The following is a 16,372-nucleotide window of genomic DNA, read 5'->3' on the forward strand; positions in this document are numbered from 1 at the left end:
GTTCACCGCCCCCTGAACAGTCTTGCCGCCAGGCTATCGGGCAGGCCCGCCGCACGGATCTTCGCGGCCGCCGTTTCGATATCATAGCCCACGCGATGAAATTCGAGTTCGCCCTTCTCGGTGTCAAGGATACCGAATGCCGCGGCGGGGTTTCCGTCGCGCGGTTGTCCGACCGATCCCATAACTGCCAGCCAGCGCCGTTGGGAGAGAAGCGGTATGCTGTTCGCCGAGGTCGGGATGAACGCCGAAACCTTGTCATGCCCGCCGAGGCAATAGAGCGCCGGGCGGTGCAGGTGGCCGCAGAAGATCAGCCTTGCCCGACAGGAGACGAACTGTCGAAGCGCGTCATCGGTATCCGTCACATAGCTGAAACGGGCTGGGGTCGCCGCGTTGGAATGCACATACAGGCGATCGCCTTCTTCGGCCTGCAGCGGCAGGCCGGCGAGAAAGGCGCGTTCGTCGGCGCCGAGTTGGCCGCGCGTCCAGTCTATGGCAGCGGTCGCCGTTTCGTTCATGGAGATCGCCGGGTCGTCCAGCGCCTGATCGTGATTGCCGCGCACGACGATGGCGCCGCTTTCGGCGAGTTCCATCGTCTTGCGGGTGCACCATGCCGGATCGGCCCCATAGCCGACGATATCGCCGAGCATAACGTAGCGCGCGGCCTCTTGCCGCGCGGCTGCGTCGAGTACGGCTTCATAGGCCTCGCGATTGGCGTGGATATCCGAAATCAAAGCGATCCGCATGGCCCCTCCCTGGCGACGAATGCTCGGAATACCAATCTAGGTGGCTTTTGCGGGGGACGCTATTGGCCGGAAGGAGGGTGCGTTCGCCGCGCCGGGTTGGTCAGACTTTCAGGCGGGATGCAGGGCCTGCTCTTCGTTCGGCCCGGCCTTCTTTTCGTGCTGCGATCTTTCCGACGTTTCGGAGCCTGAGGCATGCAGGTCCTCCAGCCGCTTCTTGATCGCCAGTGCGTAGATCGTCTGGAGGATATTGCGGTCGGCAAGATGAGGGTCGGTCAGCGCCAGAAGTGCCGCGCGAACCAGCTTCTTGTTGTTCACCTGCGGGCAGCGTTCCTGCACATAGGCATAGAGTGCCGCGTCGCCCAACCCGGTGGATGCACCGTCGACCAGAGCCTCGTAGATTTTCCGCTTTGCCAATTCGTTTCTCCGTCCCATTGCACCGCGCTCGCCCCGCGAAGCAGAATGGCACCATAGCCGTCACAAAACTGTCACGCAACGAACCGCATTCTGCACCTGCCAAATGAGGCATAGGTGGGCGTCATCGCTGCGTCAAACAGCCGAAGTAGCGTGATGGTCTGTCCGTTCGCCCTCTGCGGTATTCGCCCCTCTGGCGAAGTCGCAAGGGCTGTGGGACGCTGACCAATGGCAGGTGGAGAACAGCATGAATACGCCGCAATTGCATGTGCCCGAAAGGCCGGTCGACGCGCTTCTCAGTGAAGTCGTTGCCCTGCGGGCCGAGATCCTCGAGACTTCGGCGGCCATGATCGAAAGGTTCGGTTCCGGTGTGGCCGAGGCCGATCCCGCGCTGGCCAACCTCGCCCATTACCTCGCCCTCCGGCATCATGATCTGCGGCCGTTGCAGCGGCGGCTGATGTGTCTCGGTCTTTCCTCGCTTGGGCGGCTCGAAAGCCGCGTTCTCCCGACGCTTGATGCGGTGATTGCAGCGCTTGGCGCGCTTGCCGGCGGCGACGGTCTGGCCTCGATGCCCTCCGAATCCGATTTCTTCATCGGTGAAGTTCGCCTTTCCGAAGCTGCGACCGATCTGCTGGGGCCGGCTCATCTCCACCGCCGCACCCGCATCATGGTGACCTTGCCGAGCGAAGCGGCGGAAAAACCCGACTTCCTGCTCGATCTTGCGAAGGCCGGTATGGATGTTGCCCGCATCAACTGCGCCCATGACGGCCCGAAAGCCTGGCGTTCCATGGCAGCCCACGTACGCGCCGCGGGCAATGCTGTCGGTCGTGACATCGCGGTGTTAATGGATATCGCCGGCCCCAAGATCCGCACGGCCGAAGTGCTGCTACCGGAAAAGAAGGCGAGGCTCGTTGCCGGCGACAGGGTACGTCTCGTCGCCGCATCCGGCGAACCGCGCGTCTGCGACCGGGTGAAGTTCTCCGCTGGCGTTTCCCTGCCGGAGATGGTTACCCGTCTCTCGGTTGGCGACCGCGTGCGTTATGACGATGGCAAGCTGGAAGCTGTGGTCGAGAGCACTGCGCCCGGCGAGGCGATCATTCTCGTGCAGAAGACCAAGGCCGGCGGAACCAAGCTGAAGCCTGAAAAAGGCATCAACCTGCCCGATACCTCGCTCGGTCTTTCGCCGCTCACCGCCAAGGACGAGACGGATCTCGCGACCGTCATCGAATGCGGCGACATCATCGGCTACTCCTTCGTCAGCAGACCGGAAGACATCGATCTGCTGGACGCGGTTCTGGCGCGCTACGGAGCCGGGGATCGCCGCCTCGGCCTGATCGCCAAGATCGAGCAGCCGGATGCCGTCCGCAACCTGCCGACGCTGATCGCCCGCGCCCGTCAGCGCGGCCCCTTCGGCATCATGATCGCGCGCGGTGACCTTGCGGCCGAAATCGGGTTCGAACGTCTTGCCGAGATGCAGGAAGAGATCCTGTGGATCTGCGAGGCGGCCTCCGTGCCGGCCATATGGGCGACGCAGGTTCTGGAAGATCTCGTGCGCGAAGGCATTCCGACACGCGGGGAAATGACCGATGCGGCCATGGCCGCGCGCGCCGAATGCGTCATGCTGAACAAGGGCCCGGCCGTCGGTCAGGCCGTCGAACTGCTCGATCGTCTGCTGTCGCGCATGGACGAACATATGCAGAAGAAGACGCCGACGCTAAGGGCGCTGAAATCCTGGTGATTTCTCCGCCGCAGGTCGTGGCAGACGGTCAGCCGCCTATTCGGCCGCCGTCTGCTTCATCGCGGAGATCTGCGTGATGAAGGCGCGAAGGGCGGCCGGACGCACGGGCTTGTGCTGCAGGGCGATGTGCTGTCTTTCGGCTTCGGCCCGCACTTCGAGCGTGCGGTCGGCGGTCAACAGCAGGGCCGGGATGTCACGCTCGTAGAGCGCGCGCAGCCGAAGGATCGCCCCGATCCCGCTGCCGTCGCCCAGATGATAATCGGCGATGATCAGGTCCGGTGCCTCCTTGCTGGCCGCGACGATCGTATCGAGTTCCTCGATCGAACCGGCGCACTGGACATCGCAGCCCCAGCCGGAAATGAGAAGCTGCATGCCTTCGAGGATCTTGGGCTCGTTGTCGATGCAGAGGATCTTCAGGCCGCGTAGCGGCTGAGCACCCTTGTCCTGCCTTGCCAGTTCTGCCACGCTGCCGCCCATCGGCACCGACTGGTCGAGCGGCATGAGGACACGGAAGGTCGTGCCCTTGCCCTGCTTGGACGAGAGCTGCACCGGATGATTGAGCACGCGCGCGATGCGGTCGACGATGGAAAGGCCGAGGCCCAGGCCCGAGGCCGTCCGCATGCCTTCTTCCAGTCGCGCAAACTCCTTGAAGACGGTGCGGAATTTCGATGACGGAATGCCGATGCCGGAATCCATCACCTGGATCGCCACCTCCTTGCCCTGCCGTCTTGCGCCGACGAGAACCCGGCCGGAGGGCGTGTACTTGATGGCGTTGGAAACGAGGTTCTGCACCAGACGGCGAAGCAGATTCGGGTCCGAGCGCACCCTGAGAGAGGTCGGCATGACGATCAGCTTCAGGTTTTTCTCGCGCGCCATCGGCGCAAAGTCGGTCTCGATGCGCTCAAGCAGGTCGTGCAACGCAACCGACGTCAGGCGAGGTTTCATCGCGCCGGTGTCGAGGCGGGAGATATCGAGCACGGCCCCGAGAATGATCTCGACGGATTCCAGCGCGGAATCGATGTTGCGCACGAGAGGACTGTTCTCGCTGTCCCCGAGCCTTTCGACCAGTGAGGAGGAGTAGAGACGCGCGGCATTGAGCGGCTGGAGAATGTCGTGGCCGGCCGCCGCAAAGAAGCGCGTCTTGCCGATATTCGCCTCGTCGGCGGCGGCGCGCGCTTCTGCGAGCGCATGGTTCACGCGGGTCAGTTCTGCGGTACGCTCGCTCACGCGCTGTTCCAGCGTCTCGTTCGCCTGCTTCAGCGCCTTATCGGCCGCCACCTGGCTGCTGATATCGGTGAAGGTCGCGACGATGCCCTTGTCCGGCATGGCGTTGCAGCGAACCTCGATGATCCGCTCTCCGCCGGCGGTGACAAGCTGGAAGGGCTTGTCGAATTGCTGGAAGCGCCGCACCAGCGGCGCCTGTTCGCCTGCGGCCACATCGCCGCGATCCGCCAGCATCGCCACGATATCGGTGAGCGGATAGCCGACCTGTCCCACATGCTCCGGAAGGTCTAGCAGGCTGCGGAAGCGCCGGTTCCAGATGGTCAGCCGGTTGCTGGCGTCGAAGACGGCGATGCCCTGTTCCATCTGCGAAAGCGCTGTCTGCAGCATGTCCTGATTGTACTGTAGCGCTTCGCTGGCCTGATCGAGCAGCCAGGCCGTATCGGCGGAGGTATCCTCCGCCTTCTGCAGGATCAGCGACAGGACGAGACGCGCGGAAGACGATCCGATGGCGCTGCCGAGCAACTGTTCCGAAAAGTGGATGAAGGCCATGTCGGCCGGGCTTTCGTCGTCCAGCCGGCGGCCGACCGTCTGTTCGTAGCTGCGGAACGACCGTTGCATGCGTTCGTCGCCGAGATAGCGGGCAATGGCTGCCTTGAGGTCGCCAACGGAAACTCGTGTCTTCCAGCCTCGCGTGGCAAACTGTGTCCGCGGATGACGCTTGACGAAAATGCCGGACTGGATGCGCTCGACAGGCCGGGGATTGCGGCTGAGCGTACCGGCGATGAAGGCGGCGGTGTTGATCAGCAGGCTGAGCAGCGTGCCGTTGACCAGCGGATCGGCTTCCGCCCCGGTGAACATGTCGATGCCGGGAAAGAGGAAGCTCAGGATCGATGCCGCAATGTGTGTGTTGTCCTCGGCGCCGAAACTCGGAAGGAACAGCAGGTAGGCCCAGACGAAGAAACCGGAACTGAGGCCGGCGATCGCGCCTCGGGCATTGGCGCGCCGCCAGAGAAGCCCGCCGAACAGCGACGGCGCGATCTGGGCGATGGCTGCAAAGGCCAGCAATCCGATCGAGGCAAGTCCCGTCGTGTTGTCGGCCGAGCGGTAATAGACATAACCGAGCAGCATGACGCCGAAGATGGCGGTCCGGCGGATATGCAACAGCGTCTTGGCGAAGTCCGCCCGGTGGCTGGGTCTGCCGAGAAGTTTTTGCCTCAGGAATATCGGCAGCACCATGTCGTTCGACACCATGATCGCCAGCGCCACCGATGCGACGATCACCATGGCGGTCGCGGCCGAAAAGCCGCCGAGAAAGGTAATCAGCGAGACGAAGCGCATCTCATGGGCGAGCGGCAGCGAAAGCACGTAGAGATCGGCATTGCCGGTGCCGCCGAACAGCATGATGCCGCCCATGGCGGCGGGCAGCACGAAGATATTGATGGCCACCAGATAGAGCGGCATCAGGATCGCGGCGAGTCTCAGTTCCCGGGCGGTCCGGTTTTCGACCACGGTCACATGGAACTGGCGGGGCAGCATGATGATCGCGAAGGCCGACAGCGCGATCAGCAGGATCCAGCGGCCGGGTGGGGTGTGATGGGTCAGGGCCGCCATCACGGCCTGGTTTTCGACTGCCCGTTGCCAGAGATCGGCGGGGCCGTTGAACAGGAAAAAGACGACGTAGATGCCGAGCGTCCAGAAGGCGACCAGCTTGACGACGGATTCCCAGGCGATGGCAAGGATCAGCCCATCCTGATGTTCCGTAGCGTCGGTGTGACGGGTGCCGAAGACCACAGCGAAGCAGGCGAGGAGGAAGGCGACGATCAGCGGAAGATCGACGAAATAGAGGTTGCCGGTGCCGATGCCGTATTCGGTCGGGTCCACCATGGCCGTGACCGAATTGGAAACCGCCTTCAATTGCAGGGCGATATAGGGGATCGTGCCGACGAGGCAGATCACCGTGACCAGCATGCCGACGATGGGGTTTTTACCGTAGCGTGCCGCGATGAAGTCGGCGCCGGATGTGAGCTTCTCGGCCTTGGCAAGCTCGATGATGCGCTTCACGATCGGCATGCCGATCGTGAACATCAGGATAGGCCCGATGTAGATGGCTGTGAATTCCAGCCCGCGTTCGGCCGCCAGTCCCACGCCGCCGAAATAGGTCCAGGAGGTGCAGTATACTGCGAGGCTGAGTGCATAGACCACCGGCCGGCCGTTTACGGGCACACCGTAGACGCGGCTTTTCCTGTCGCCGTAACTCGCCACCGCAAAGAGCAGCAACAGATAGGCGAAGGCCGATGCGAAGATAACCCAACCCGGGAGCACGCTTCCTCCTCATGAACGGCGCGCCAGAACTGGGAATGACTGTAAGGGAAGTCCCCTTCATTTGAAATCGCTTGTGGATTGACATTAAGTCGAAGGCAACCGGCCTGCGAATGTTGATTCAGTGTTTGCGAATGATCAAAACTTGATTAACCATGGACATGGCGAGGCATCCGTGGCGGCGGGTGTGATCGCAATCATTTAAAAGGAGAAGGGTAATGCTGAACGAGTTCAAGACATTCATTGCACGTGGCAATGTCATGGATCTCGCAGTCGGCGTCATCATCGGTGGCGCGTTTGGTCTGATCGTCAATTCTCTGGTTCAGGATATCGTCATGCCGATCGTCGGGGTCATCTTCGGCGGCTTCGATTTCTCCAACTACTTCCTGCCCCTGAGCTCGAAGGTGACGGCGACGTCGCTTGCCGCGGCGCGTGAGCAGGGGGCTGTTTTTGCCTACGGCAACTTCATCACCGTGGTGATCAACTTCGTGATCCTCGCCTGGATCATTTTCCTCATGGTCAAGGGCGTCAACACGCTCAGAGCCTCGCTCGAAAAGCAGGAAAAGAAGGTTGCCGAAGAGGCCCCGCCGGCGGCCGATATCCAGCTTCTGACGGAAATTCGCGACCTGCTGAAGACCCGCTGATCGCATCCGCTGACAACCCAGAGACCGCGGCACAGTCCGCGGTCTTTTCATCCATCACTGAAATCGATTTTGCGCTCACCGAATGTCATGGGATTTTCCCTGCGCGATGGGATAGAGCTTTTCAATATCGGCAAGACTTTCAAAGAGGCTCTGCATGTCGCTCGTCAAGGATCTCAGCCCGCGCGCTCTCGCTGCGCCGGAAAGCGGGATCGTCGAAATCATCAACTATGCCCGCGGGCGCGACGGCCTACTACCGCTCTGGGCGGGCGAGGGCGATCTTCCCAGTCCGGATTTCATCAATCGCGCCGCAAGCGATGCGCTTCTCGCTGGCGAAACCTTTTACACCTGGCAGCGCGGTATTCCGGAATTACGCGAGGCGCTGTCGCGCTATTACGCCCGGCATTTCGGCGTGGAGTTGCTGCCGGAGCATTTCTACGTGACCGGTTCGGGCATGCAGTCCATTGCGCTCTGCGTCCAGGCGCTGACGGAGCCGGGCGACGAGATGATCTATCTGTCTCCGGCATGGCCCAACATCATCTCGGCCATCGAGATTGCCGGCGGTCACGCCGTCGGACTACCGCTGACTTTTGCCGGCGGCCGCTGGTCGCTCGACATGAATGCGCTGGAGGCGGCCGTCACGCCGAAGACGCGAGCACTCTTCATCAATACCCCGTCCAATCCTACGGGCTGGACGGCAACCCGCGAGGATCTCGCCGCCATCCTGGCGCTTGCCCGCCGACATGATCTCTGGATTCTCGCCGACGAGATCTACGCGCTCTATTACTATGGCGCGGATGCGCGTGCGGCCTCTTTCCTCGATGTCATGGAGCCGGGGGACCGCGTGTTGTTCGCCAACTCCTTCTCCAAGAACTGGTCTATGACCGGCTGGCGCGTCGGCTGGATCGTCGCGCCCCCGGAAACCGGACAGGTCTTCGAAAACCTGATCCAATATTCGACCTCCGGCGTCGCGCAGTTCATGCAGCGGGGTGCTGTCGCGGCTCTCGATCATGGTGACGGCTTCGTGCGCGAGAATTTCGAGCGCGCCGCAAAGTCGCGGGACCTTCTTTGCGATGCCCTTATCGCGACCAATCGCGTCGAGACGTTGAAGCCGGAAGGTGCGCTCTACGCCTTCCTCAAGATCGACGGCATCACCGACAGCCGTCAGGCCGCCATGGATATCGTCGACCGCACCGGTGTTGCCCTTGCCCCCGGCTCAGCTTTCGGCAAGGGAGGCGAAAGCTTCCTGCGTGCCTGCTTCTTGCGGGATCCGCGACAGATCGAGGAAGCGGCGGATCGCCTCTGCCGCTACGTCCTTTCCCTCTGAACTTTGCCGGCAGAGCGGCTCAGGAACGCGCTCTGCCGGATCGATAAAATTTGAACGAATCCTTCAATGGTGATTTAAGTATAGTTCAAGTTAATAGTGTTTCGCCTATGGGTTTGTTGCCTGCCGTAAATCTTGTTAAAGCATGGCGCTGATACGTTCTTCCCGATCGATAAGAACACGGGAAGTAAAAATGGCGATCTTGGTAACGGGCGGCGCTGGTTATATCGGCAGCCACATGGTCTGGTCCCTTCTGGATGCCGGCGAAGATGTCGTCGTCGTCGATCGCCTGTCTACCGGTTTCCGCTGGGCCGTCGCGCCCGCCGCGCGTTTCTACCTTGGCGATGTCGGTGACGAGGCCGTCCTGAAGCAGATCTTCGCTGAGAACGATATCGAAGCCATCATTCATTTCGCCGGTTCGGTCGTGGTTCCGGATTCCGTCGCCGACCCGCTCGGCTATTATGCCAACAACACAGGCAATACCCGCGTGTTGCTTTCCGCTGCCGTCAAGGCCGGTATCGACAAGTTCATCTTCTCCTCCACGGCCGCCATCTACGGCACGCCCGACGCACCATTGCCGGTTGCTGAGACCGCGCCGCTGCGCCCGGAAAATCCCTATGGCCAGTCGAAGCTGATGAGCGAGATCATGCTGCGCGACACCGCACGCGCCCATGATTTCCGCTATGTCGCACTTCGCTATTTCAATGTCGCCGGTGCCGACCTCCTCGGTCGCACCGGACAATCGACCGTGCGCTCGACCCATCTCATGAAGGTGGCCTGCGAAGCGGCCCTTGGCAAACGCCGCTCGGTGGAGGTCTTCGGCACGGATTACGCCACGACGGATGGTACCGGCGTACGCGACTACATCCATGTCAGCGACCTCGTGCTGGCCCACCTGAATTCGCTGGACTACCTTCGGCGCGGTGGTGCGACGCTGACGGCCAATTGCGGTTATGGCCGGGGATATTCGGTGCTCGAGGTTCTGCGCGCCGTGCAGAAGGTCTCCGATACGAAAATCACGATAGAATACCGCCCGCGCAGGGAAGGCGATGCCGCCTTCGTCGTTGCCGATGCGACGCTTGCCCGTTCGGTGCTTGGCTGGACACCGCGTCATGATGACCTGAAGACGATTGTGGCAACCACGCTCGACTGGGAGCATCACCTCTTCCAGGATGACGCTACCGATATCGACGGTTTGCGTCGCCGCCTTGCTGCAAGCAATTTCTGAAATCTATCATTGCCTCAGGCGTCGTCGCGGCAAATCGCCTGTGCGGAGCTTTGTCGCTCAGCCGATTTGCTGTGCCATTTGATAGACACCCGCGCAGCGCGCGCCGGAGGCGCAGAAGGCAAGGACAGGACCTTCCGTCTGCTTCAGCAGACCCTTCAAAGTGGCCGCCTGTTCCAGCGGTACGGAGCCTGGAATGACCGGAAGATAGTGTGTCTTGAGACCAACGGCTTCGGCAGCGTCCTCGATCGTGGAAAAGTCCGGCTGCCCCCATCCTTCCCCATCGGGCCGCATGCAGATCACCAGAGAGTAGCCCGAGGCGGCCAGTTGAGCGATGTCCGTCGGAGCGAGTTGACCGCTGACATGAAAAGACTCGGTAATGGGACGTATCTGCATTTTCTTTCCTTCGTTGTTGAGTTGGCAGCGGGACGTTGTTTGGCCTCCGCTTTCGCGAAAACATATATGGTAATTAATATATATTTTCCAGCCACGTCTGTTTGGCGCTGAACCATTTCTTTTTGGGGAAGCCAAAGCGCCGGATCGCCCAAATATGGGCGCTTTCGCGGCGCGGCGCCTTTGTCCGTTGACGCTCCGATGCGTCGCGCCTAGCTGGACATCACCAGTTAATCCGGAGATGTCCGATGATCGCAAAGACCTTTCTCACTCCCGCCGTGACCGCGGCGATCGCGCTCTCGGCTCTGCCGGCCTCAGCCGCGGAGATTTGGGCGATGACCACTCCGGAAGGAACCTGCCACATCTCCTTTCTGCAGGAACCCGTCGCCGACGGTGTGCGGGCGCTGCTGCAACATGATGATACCTGCCCGGAGGCCTTGAAGGCCGTCTCCGGCTATTCGACGAGCAATGGCGACAACACCATCATGCTCTATTCGATCCAGTCGGATATCGACATGATCGGACGCGCGGACAAGGAAGAGCAGGGCCTCTATATCGGCATGGTCGGAGAAAGCGACCTTCGAATCAGCCGGGTTGATTAGCCGAACCCATAGATCAGGCGCAGGCCTGATCCGTCAGGGTGCGATGCGTTCCGGTTCGGTATGCGCCAGAAGCCAGTTTTCCAGTGCGGCGACGACTGCAAGCCTCAGGCTCGCGCCTTCGGAAAGCGCGTGGGAAAGCGCTTTCCGGTCTTCCTCGAACCCCAGTTCGGCCATTACCTCCTCAGCCGAAAGTGACCGCGCAGTCATCACGGCCCGGATGCGGAGGACCGCCGATGGCAACAGGTAGCGTCCGCTGGCGATCGGTATCCTGGCGACCATGTCCGTCGGTGCAATGCCATGGCCATCGTGCCCGTCAGGCGAAGTCGCCAGCCATTGCAGGAATTCGTAGCGTTGCTGCGCGGATGCCTTCGTCCAGGAGTGCTGCAGCTTCTCGATACGGTTGCGCTTCGGTTTCGGGGGCATGCTATTGTCCGCCTCTGGTGCTTCGAGCCTCTGGAGCGATTTCCGTGGGATCCGGATAGGTATGAAGCCCTATCTCTTTGTTTTCACGTAATTACCGACGCAAGATCGATGTTCACTCATGCTGGAATTGCTCTAGCGCAGGATGATCGCAAGGGCGAGGGGAAATCGCTTTCCACTGCGCATCAAGGAGCAGGCGACGTGTCCCAACCAGTTAACAGGGGTCAAATTTCTGACGATTTTTCTGACCTTTGTTAACCGCTGTTAACCATATTCGGGCGACGAGTTTTCGCGATCCAGCTCATGATGTGCCCCTTTCGACCAATCGAATTTGAGCGGCGGCATAACCAGTATCTTGACGAATATTTCCGCAATGCCTGCATTGCAGAGCTTGCGAACAGTCTCCGGCGGATTGCACAGGGCGCAGAGAGACGCTTCTTCCGGGCTACCTGTAGCAACGGCGTCGGACAATGTCGCATGCTGGTCGACCAGCGTGCGGAAACCAATAACAATTTCAAAGGGGAAAATGGTGCTGCTAGAGAGATTTGAACTCTCGGCCTCTCCCTTACCAAGGGAGTGCTCTACCCCTGAGCTATAGCAGCATCTGTGCGCGGCGTGTGTCGCCGTTGCGAGCGAGCCGCCTATTGCCACAGCTTCGCGGGGAGCGCAACAGCAAAACGAACTTGGCGGGAAGAAATCCGTCGCCATCGTTCCAGTCTTCCGCAATGCGCGGTTTTCGTTTATCACGCCGGCATGACGGAAAATCGGCAAAACCCGGGGATTGCAAGGCCGGCGGCGGAAGCAGGCGGCGAAGAGGCCGTTTCATCCCCCGCAGCTGTGGATAAGCGCAAGGCGGCAGTGGAAGCCGCCGCGGAGAGGCGCAAGACGCGAGCGGCCGAAAAGCTGCGCGAGAATCTCCTGCGGCGAAAACAGCAGTCCCGTGCCCGCCGCGCCGGTCAGGCCGATGAGACAGATGGCCTGCCTGCCGCAAATTCGTCCCAACCCGATGATTAATCACTGCTGAACGGGCCGAATTGAATACGGCCTGTTTTTCGTCTAAACACCCTCGCGTCCGCGGGGGCGGGATCAGCAGCAATAAATGAAAGGCGGGCGCCAGTCCCGTTCAGAAGGCTTACATGGATCGTATTCGGATTGTCGGCGGCAACGAGCTCAAGGGTGTGATCCCGATCTCCGGCGCCAAGAACGCGGCGCTGCCCCTGATGATCGCTTCGCTGCTGACCAGCGACACACTGACGCTTGAGAACGTACCGCATCTCGCCGATGTCGAACTGCTGCTGCGCATTCTCGGCAACCACGGCGTCGATGTCTCGGTTAACGGCCGCCGCGAGCATCAGGACGGTTCCTACGCCCGCACTATTCATTTCACCTGCCGCACTGTTGCCGATACCACCGCTCCCTACGAGCTGGTCTCCAAGATGCGCGCGAGCTTCTGGGTCATCGGTCCGCTTCTGGCGCGCGAGGGCAAGGCAAGGGTCTCCCTGCCCGGCGGCTGCGCGATCGGCACGCGTCCGGTCGACCTGTTCATCGAAGGCCTGCAGGCGCTTGGCGCCGAGATGGAAATCGATGGCGGCTACATCAACGCCACCGCGCCGAAGGGTGGTCTGATCGGCGCGATCTATCATTTCCCCAAGGTTTCCGTTGGCGCGACCCATGTGATGATGATGGCCGCTTCGCTCGCCCGCGGAACGACGGTGATCGGCAATGCGGCCCGCGAGCCCGAGGTTGTGGATCTCGCCAACTGCCTGAATGCCATGGGCGCGAAGATTTCTGGCGCAGGTACCTCGACGATTACCATCGAAGGTGTGTCGAGCCTTTCCGGCGCGCGCCACCGGGTTCTGCCTGACCGTATCGAAACCGGCACCTATGCCATGGCCGTCGCCATGACCGGCGGCGACGTCGTTTTGCAGGGAACGGATGCTTCGCTGCTCGATACCGCGCTCGAAGCGATCCGTCGCGCAGGCGCGGAAGTCACTGAAACGCCCGGCGGCATCCGCGTCGTCGGCTATGGTTCGGAAATTCGCCCGGTCGATATCGTCACCGAGCCTTTCCCCGGCTTCCCGACCGACCTCCAGGCCCAGTTCATGGGCCTCATGACCCGCGCGAACGGCGTTTCCCACGTCACCGAGACGATCTTCGAAAACCGCTTCATGCATGTGCAGGAACTGGCCCGTCTCGGCGCCAGGATCACGCTTGCCGGCCAGACCGCCCGCATCGAGGGCACCAGCCGTCTTCGCGGTGCGCCAGTCATGGCGACCGACCTGCGTGCATCCGTTTCGCTGGTGATTGCGGGCCTTGCGGCAGAGGGAGAAACCATGGTGTCGCGCGTCTACCATCTTGACCGCGGTTTCGAGCGTCTCGAAGAGAAGCTTACCCGTTGCGGAGCCATCGTCGAGCGCATCAGCGACTGACAGACACCCAATCTCCGTTCCTCGATGCCGTTGCGTCTTGCATTGCGACAACCTATGTCGAAAGGATGATAAGACGCTTCGCCTTCGGGCGGCCATTCGGGTAACGGTGAAATGACAAGTCTGAAGCTGCTCGCTCTCGATAACGACGACCTCTCGGTCATCTCCGCTCACATGCAGGATGCGGTTTTCCGCATCTCCGACATGTCCTTCCAGATGCGTCCCGGTCTCTTCTCGCTGGCGGCCAATCGCTTCGTCTGGGAAGATTCCGCCGGTCGCCGCAAGGCTTACGAACGCCGCAGGGCCCTGTTGAGCTTCAAGCGCGTTTCCGCCGTGCGCTCGATCGGTTTCGACCGCGCCAATGGTGACAATGTGCTCTCGCTGCTGGCGGTCCGTTACCGGGCGGAGGGCGAGGGGCCGGAAGGTGTGGTGGAACTCGTGCTTTCCGGTGGCGGCATGATCGCCCTCGATGTGGAATGTATCGAAGCACAGCTTGCGGATACCGGCGGGGCATGGGAAACCAACCTGAAGCCCGGTCATCCGGGTGATTGAACGGCGGGCGCCGAGAAAAGCGCCGGCCGAGGAGAGGGACTGAAGAAAAGTGGCGATCTGGCTGGATCAGGCATCCGAGGGATTCGAGGAGAGGTTTTCCGCCTTTCTGACAACCAAGCGCGAAGTATCGGATGACGTCAACGACGTGGTGCGCGCGATCATCGACGATGTAAGGGCGCGTGGCGACGCGGCACTTGCCGACTATTCCAAGCGGTTCGACGGTATCGACTTCGCTGAAGTGCCCATGCGGGTGAGCGACGCTGAAATCGACGCGGCAATGGCCGAGGTCGATGAGGAAGTCATGGCGGCGCTGGAGCTGGCCGCAGCGCGCATCGAAAAGCATCATGCCCGCCAGATGCCGAAGGACGATCTCTACGAGGACGCGATCGGCGTCGGACTTGGCTCTCGCTGGACGGCGATCGATGCCGTCGGTCTCTATGTTCCCGGTGGTACGGCAAGCTATCCAAGCTCGGTGCTGATGAATGCCGTGCCCGCAAGGGTCGCTGGCGTTCCCCGCATTGTCATGGTGGTCCCGGCTTCGGGCGGCGCGATCAATCCCACGGTGCTGGCCGCCGCGCGCATTGCAGGCGTCCGTGAGATCTATCGTATCGGTGGCGCCCAGGCTGTTGCAGCACTCGCCTATGGAACCCAGTCCATCGCGCCGGTCGCAAAGATCGTCGGCCCGGGCAATGCCTATGTCGCCGCCGCCAAGCGGCAGGTCTTCGGCACTGTCGGCATCGACATGATCGCGGGACCGTCGGAAGTGCTGGTGATTGCCGACGCCAACAACGATCCGGATTGGCTGGCCGCCGACCTTCTCGCCCAGGCCGAACACGATCCTGGCGCCCAGTCCATTCTTATTACCAACGATGCAGCGATCGGCAAGGCCGTCGAAGCTGCTGTCGAGCGCCAGCTCAAGTCGCTGAGCCGCTCGGAAACGGCTGCCGCAAGCTGGCGCGATTTCGGCGCGGTCATTCTCGTTCCGTCGCTCGAAGCCGCGATCCCGCTTGCAAACCGCATTGCTGCGGAGCACTTGGAGCTTGCGGTCGATGATCCGGATGCGTTGATGGCCGATGTTCGCAACGCCGGCGCCATCTTCGTCGGCCGTCACACGCCCGAGGTCATCGGCGATTATGTCGGCGGCTCGAATCACGTGCTGCCGACGGCCCGTTCCGCGCGGTTCTCGTCGGGGCTTTCGGTGCTCGATTTCGTCAAGCGCACCTCGATTCTGCGGCTCGGCCCGGATCAGCTGCGCCTGCTGGCACCGGCGGCGATCGCTCTTGCCAGAAGCGAAGGCCTCGACGCCCATGCCCGATCGGTGGCCATTCGGCTCAATCTCGAAGGTTGAGTGATGGCCAAGGGCGACTTCCGGCTTTGCGATGTTGTGCTGGACGAGACGATCGGCCGCTCCACGCCGGACGTCGAGCACGAGCGGGCCGTCGCCATCTTCGATCTGATCGAGGAGAACTCCTTCGAACCGGTCGGTCATGCCGGCGGTCCCTACAAGCTCTATCTCTCGCTGGTCGACAGCAAGCTGGTCTTCTCGATCAGGACCGAGGCCGGCGAGGACGTCGCCACCCATATCCTGTCGCTGACGCCCTTCAGGCGGATCATCAAGGACTACTTCATGATTTGCGAAAGTTATTATGAAGCGATCCGTTCCTCGACGCCGAGCCAGATCGAGGCGATCGACATGGGGCGCCGGGGCATTCACAACGAGGGATCCCAGACTCTGCTGGACCGCCTCTCCGGCAAGATCAAGCTGGATTTCGATACGGCCCGGCGGCTTTTCACCCTCGTCTGCGTTCTCTATTGGCGCGGGTAGGGGCGATGACCGGCGAGGAGGCTCCCGATCAGAAGGTCAGGATGCCCGGAGCCATTCTGTTCATCTGCGGCATGAATGCCATCCGCTCGCCCATGGCAGAGGCGATCGCTCGCGAGATGCTGCCGCGCGGCACCTATGTGGCATCGGCTGGAGTTCGCGCCGGCGAACGCGACCCTTTCGTCGATGCCGTTCTGGAGGAAATCGGTCTTTCGCTCGGCAGGCGCCAACCACAGACGCTGGACGAGCTGGAAGACGATTTCTTCGACCTCGTGGTGACGCTTGCCCCTGAGGCACATCATGCGGCACTGGAGCTGACGCGCTCTTCCGCCGTGGAAGTTGTCTACTGGCCTATGCCGGACCCGACGGTCGCGACCGGCACGCGTGAGCAGATTCTCGGCGCCTATCGCGAGGTACGCGACCGTCTGCGCCGGCTGATTGCCGAACGCCTTTTGCCCTCGGTCGAAGGCCAGACGGGGCCTGCCTGAAACAAATTGGAAAAGCGCACGCTACAAGGTTCACAAAACCTTGG

General features: G+C 61.6%; 16 protein-coding genes and 1 tRNA gene. 11 read left to right on the forward strand and 6 right to left on the reverse strand.

The genetic code is table 11. The features are described 5' to 3' along the window. Window positions 1-2: 2 nt before the first annotated feature. Window positions 3-743 (reverse strand): metallophosphoesterase family protein, encoded by a 741-nt coding sequence (locus NBH21_RS15340; RefSeq protein ID WP_250913853.1) that lies wholly within the window; start codon window positions 741-743, stop codon window positions 3-5. Between the two features lie 108 nt (window positions 744-851). Further along, on the reverse strand, window positions 852-1,157 hold the full coding sequence (locus NBH21_RS15345) for a hypothetical protein (RefSeq protein WP_425340426.1): 306 nt from the start codon (window positions 1,155-1,157) through the stop codon (window positions 852-854). Between the two features lie 244 nt (window positions 1,158-1,401). Between NBH21_RS15345 and NBH21_RS15350 the strand changes: the two genes are divergently transcribed. Then, window positions 1,402-2,892, forward strand: coding sequence for a pyruvate kinase (locus NBH21_RS15350; RefSeq protein ID WP_250913851.1), 1,491 nt, complete (start codon window positions 1,402-1,404; stop codon window positions 2,890-2,892). 36 nt (window positions 2,893-2,928) lie between these two features. Here NBH21_RS15350 and NBH21_RS15355 read toward each other — a convergent pair whose 3' ends face one another. Next, window positions 2,929-6,438 carry a hybrid sensor histidine kinase/response regulator gene (locus tag NBH21_RS15355; protein ID WP_250913850.1) on the reverse strand — a complete coding sequence of 1,170 codons (3,510 nt, stop codon included), beginning with the start codon at window positions 6,436-6,438 and terminating at the stop codon, window positions 2,929-2,931. A 215-nt stretch (window positions 6,439-6,653) separates the two neighbouring features. Here NBH21_RS15355 and mscL point away from each other — a divergent pair, with 215 nt between their 5' ends. From mscL to galE, 3 genes are all read left to right on the forward strand, one after another. Further along, window positions 6,654-7,079 (forward strand): large conductance mechanosensitive channel protein MscL, encoded by a 426-nt coding sequence (mscL, locus tag NBH21_RS15360; protein ID WP_250913849.1) that lies wholly within the window; start codon window positions 6,654-6,656, stop codon window positions 7,077-7,079. A gap of 154 nt (window positions 7,080-7,233) precedes the next feature. Then, the gene (locus NBH21_RS15365; protein ID WP_250913848.1) at window positions 7,234-8,403 is read left to right on the forward strand and encodes a pyridoxal phosphate-dependent aminotransferase; all 1,170 of its coding nucleotides are present in this window, start codon (window positions 7,234-7,236) and stop codon (window positions 8,401-8,403) included. Between the two features lie 190 nt (window positions 8,404-8,593). Then, window positions 8,594-9,628, forward strand: coding sequence for a UDP-glucose 4-epimerase GalE (galE, locus tag NBH21_RS15370; RefSeq protein WP_250913847.1), 1,035 nt, complete (start codon window positions 8,594-8,596; stop codon window positions 9,626-9,628). Window positions 9,629-9,685: 57 nt separating this feature from the next. Here the strand turns inward: galE and NBH21_RS15375 are convergent, their stop codons facing one another. Next, window positions 9,686-10,021: a protein tyrosine phosphatase family protein gene (locus NBH21_RS15375; protein WP_250913846.1), complete on the reverse strand. Its 336-nt coding sequence runs from the start codon at window positions 10,019-10,021 to the stop codon at window positions 9,686-9,688. 245 nt (window positions 10,022-10,266) lie between these two features. On the opposite strand from NBH21_RS15375, the gene NBH21_RS15380 reads away from it, so the two are divergent. Next, complete coding sequence (locus tag NBH21_RS15380; protein ID WP_250913845.1) at window positions 10,267-10,620, forward strand: hypothetical protein; 354 nt, start codon at window positions 10,267-10,269, stop codon at window positions 10,618-10,620. 33 nt (window positions 10,621-10,653) lie between these two features. On the opposite strand, the gene NBH21_RS15385 is transcribed toward NBH21_RS15380, so the two are convergent. Next, complete coding sequence (locus tag NBH21_RS15385) at window positions 10,654-11,043, reverse strand: hypothetical protein (RefSeq protein ID WP_250913844.1); 390 nt, start codon at window positions 11,041-11,043, stop codon at window positions 10,654-10,656. A 524-nt stretch (window positions 11,044-11,567) separates the two neighbouring features. Beyond that, window positions 11,568-11,642, reverse strand: a tRNA-Thr gene (locus NBH21_RS15390). Between the two features lie 151 nt (window positions 11,643-11,793). Here NBH21_RS15390 and NBH21_RS26250 point away from each other — a divergent pair. The 6 genes from NBH21_RS26250 (at window position 11,794) to NBH21_RS15415 (ending at window position 16,328) form a co-directional block, all read left to right on the forward strand. After that, on the forward strand, window positions 11,794-12,054 hold the full coding sequence (locus NBH21_RS26250; RefSeq protein ID WP_425340427.1) for a hypothetical protein: 261 nt from the start codon (window positions 11,794-11,796) through the stop codon (window positions 12,052-12,054). 122 nt (window positions 12,055-12,176) lie between these two features. Continuing rightward, entirely contained in the window at window positions 12,177-13,469 is a 1,293-nt protein-coding gene (gene murA, locus NBH21_RS15395; protein WP_250913843.1) for a UDP-N-acetylglucosamine 1-carboxyvinyltransferase, read from the forward strand. A 111-nt stretch (window positions 13,470-13,580) separates the two neighbouring features. Next, the gene (locus tag NBH21_RS15400) at window positions 13,581-14,018 is read left to right on the forward strand and encodes a DUF2948 family protein (RefSeq protein WP_250913842.1); all 438 of its coding nucleotides are present in this window, start codon (window positions 13,581-13,583) and stop codon (window positions 14,016-14,018) included. 49 nt (window positions 14,019-14,067) lie between these two features. After that, on the forward strand, window positions 14,068-15,366 hold the full coding sequence (gene hisD, locus NBH21_RS15405) for a histidinol dehydrogenase (protein WP_250913841.1): 1,299 nt from the start codon (window positions 14,068-14,070) through the stop codon (window positions 15,364-15,366). A gap of 3 nt (window positions 15,367-15,369) precedes the next feature. Next, complete coding sequence (locus NBH21_RS15410; RefSeq protein ID WP_163903305.1) at window positions 15,370-15,843, forward strand: UPF0262 family protein; 474 nt, start codon at window positions 15,370-15,372, stop codon at window positions 15,841-15,843. 5 nt (window positions 15,844-15,848) lie between these two features. Then, a complete protein-coding gene (locus tag NBH21_RS15415; RefSeq protein ID WP_250913840.1) occupies window positions 15,849-16,328 on the forward strand; it encodes an arsenate-mycothiol transferase ArsC in 480 nt (159 codons plus the stop codon). Window positions 16,329-16,372 lie beyond the last annotated feature (44 nt).

The sequence above is a fragment of the Ciceribacter sichuanensis genome (genome assembly GCF_024055605.1).
Taxonomy (GTDB): domain Bacteria; phylum Pseudomonadota; class Alphaproteobacteria; order Rhizobiales; family Rhizobiaceae; genus Allorhizobium; species Allorhizobium sichuanense.

Bases quoted from the DNA above. Each gene is read 5' to 3' on its own strand.
- NBH21_RS15340 (WP_250913853.1), bottom strand. From the start codon at position 743: ATGCGGATCGCTTTGATTTCGGATATCCACGCCAATCGCGAGGCCTAT.
- NBH21_RS15350 (WP_250913851.1), top strand. From the start codon at position 1,402: ATGAATACGCCGCAATTGCATGTGCCCGAAAGGCCGGTCGACGCGCTT.
- mscL (WP_250913849.1), top strand. From the start codon at position 6,654: ATGCTGAACGAGTTCAAGACATTCATTGCACGTGGCAATGTCATGGAT.
- NBH21_RS15365 (WP_250913848.1), top strand. From the start codon at position 7,234: ATGTCGCTCGTCAAGGATCTCAGCCCGCGCGCTCTCGCTGCGCCGGAA.
- galE (WP_250913847.1), top strand. From the start codon at position 8,594: ATGGCGATCTTGGTAACGGGCGGCGCTGGTTATATCGGCAGCCACATG.
- NBH21_RS15375 (WP_250913846.1), bottom strand. From the start codon at position 10,021: ATGCAGATACGTCCCATTACCGAGTCTTTTCATGTCAGCGGTCAACTC.
- NBH21_RS15380 (WP_250913845.1), top strand. From the start codon at position 10,267: ATGATCGCAAAGACCTTTCTCACTCCCGCCGTGACCGCGGCGATCGCG.
- NBH21_RS15385 (WP_250913844.1), bottom strand. From the start codon at position 11,043: ATGCCCCCGAAACCGAAGCGCAACCGTATCGAGAAGCTGCAGCACTCC.
- NBH21_RS26250 (WP_425340427.1), top strand. From the start codon at position 11,794: ATGACGGAAAATCGGCAAAACCCGGGGATTGCAAGGCCGGCGGCGGAA.
- murA (WP_250913843.1), top strand. From the start codon at position 12,177: ATGGATCGTATTCGGATTGTCGGCGGCAACGAGCTCAAGGGTGTGATC.
- NBH21_RS15400 (WP_250913842.1), top strand. From the start codon at position 13,581: ATGACAAGTCTGAAGCTGCTCGCTCTCGATAACGACGACCTCTCGGTC.
- NBH21_RS15410 (WP_163903305.1), top strand. From the start codon at position 15,370: ATGGCCAAGGGCGACTTCCGGCTTTGCGATGTTGTGCTGGACGAGACG.
- NBH21_RS15415 (WP_250913840.1), top strand. From the start codon at position 15,849: ATGACCGGCGAGGAGGCTCCCGATCAGAAGGTCAGGATGCCCGGAGCC.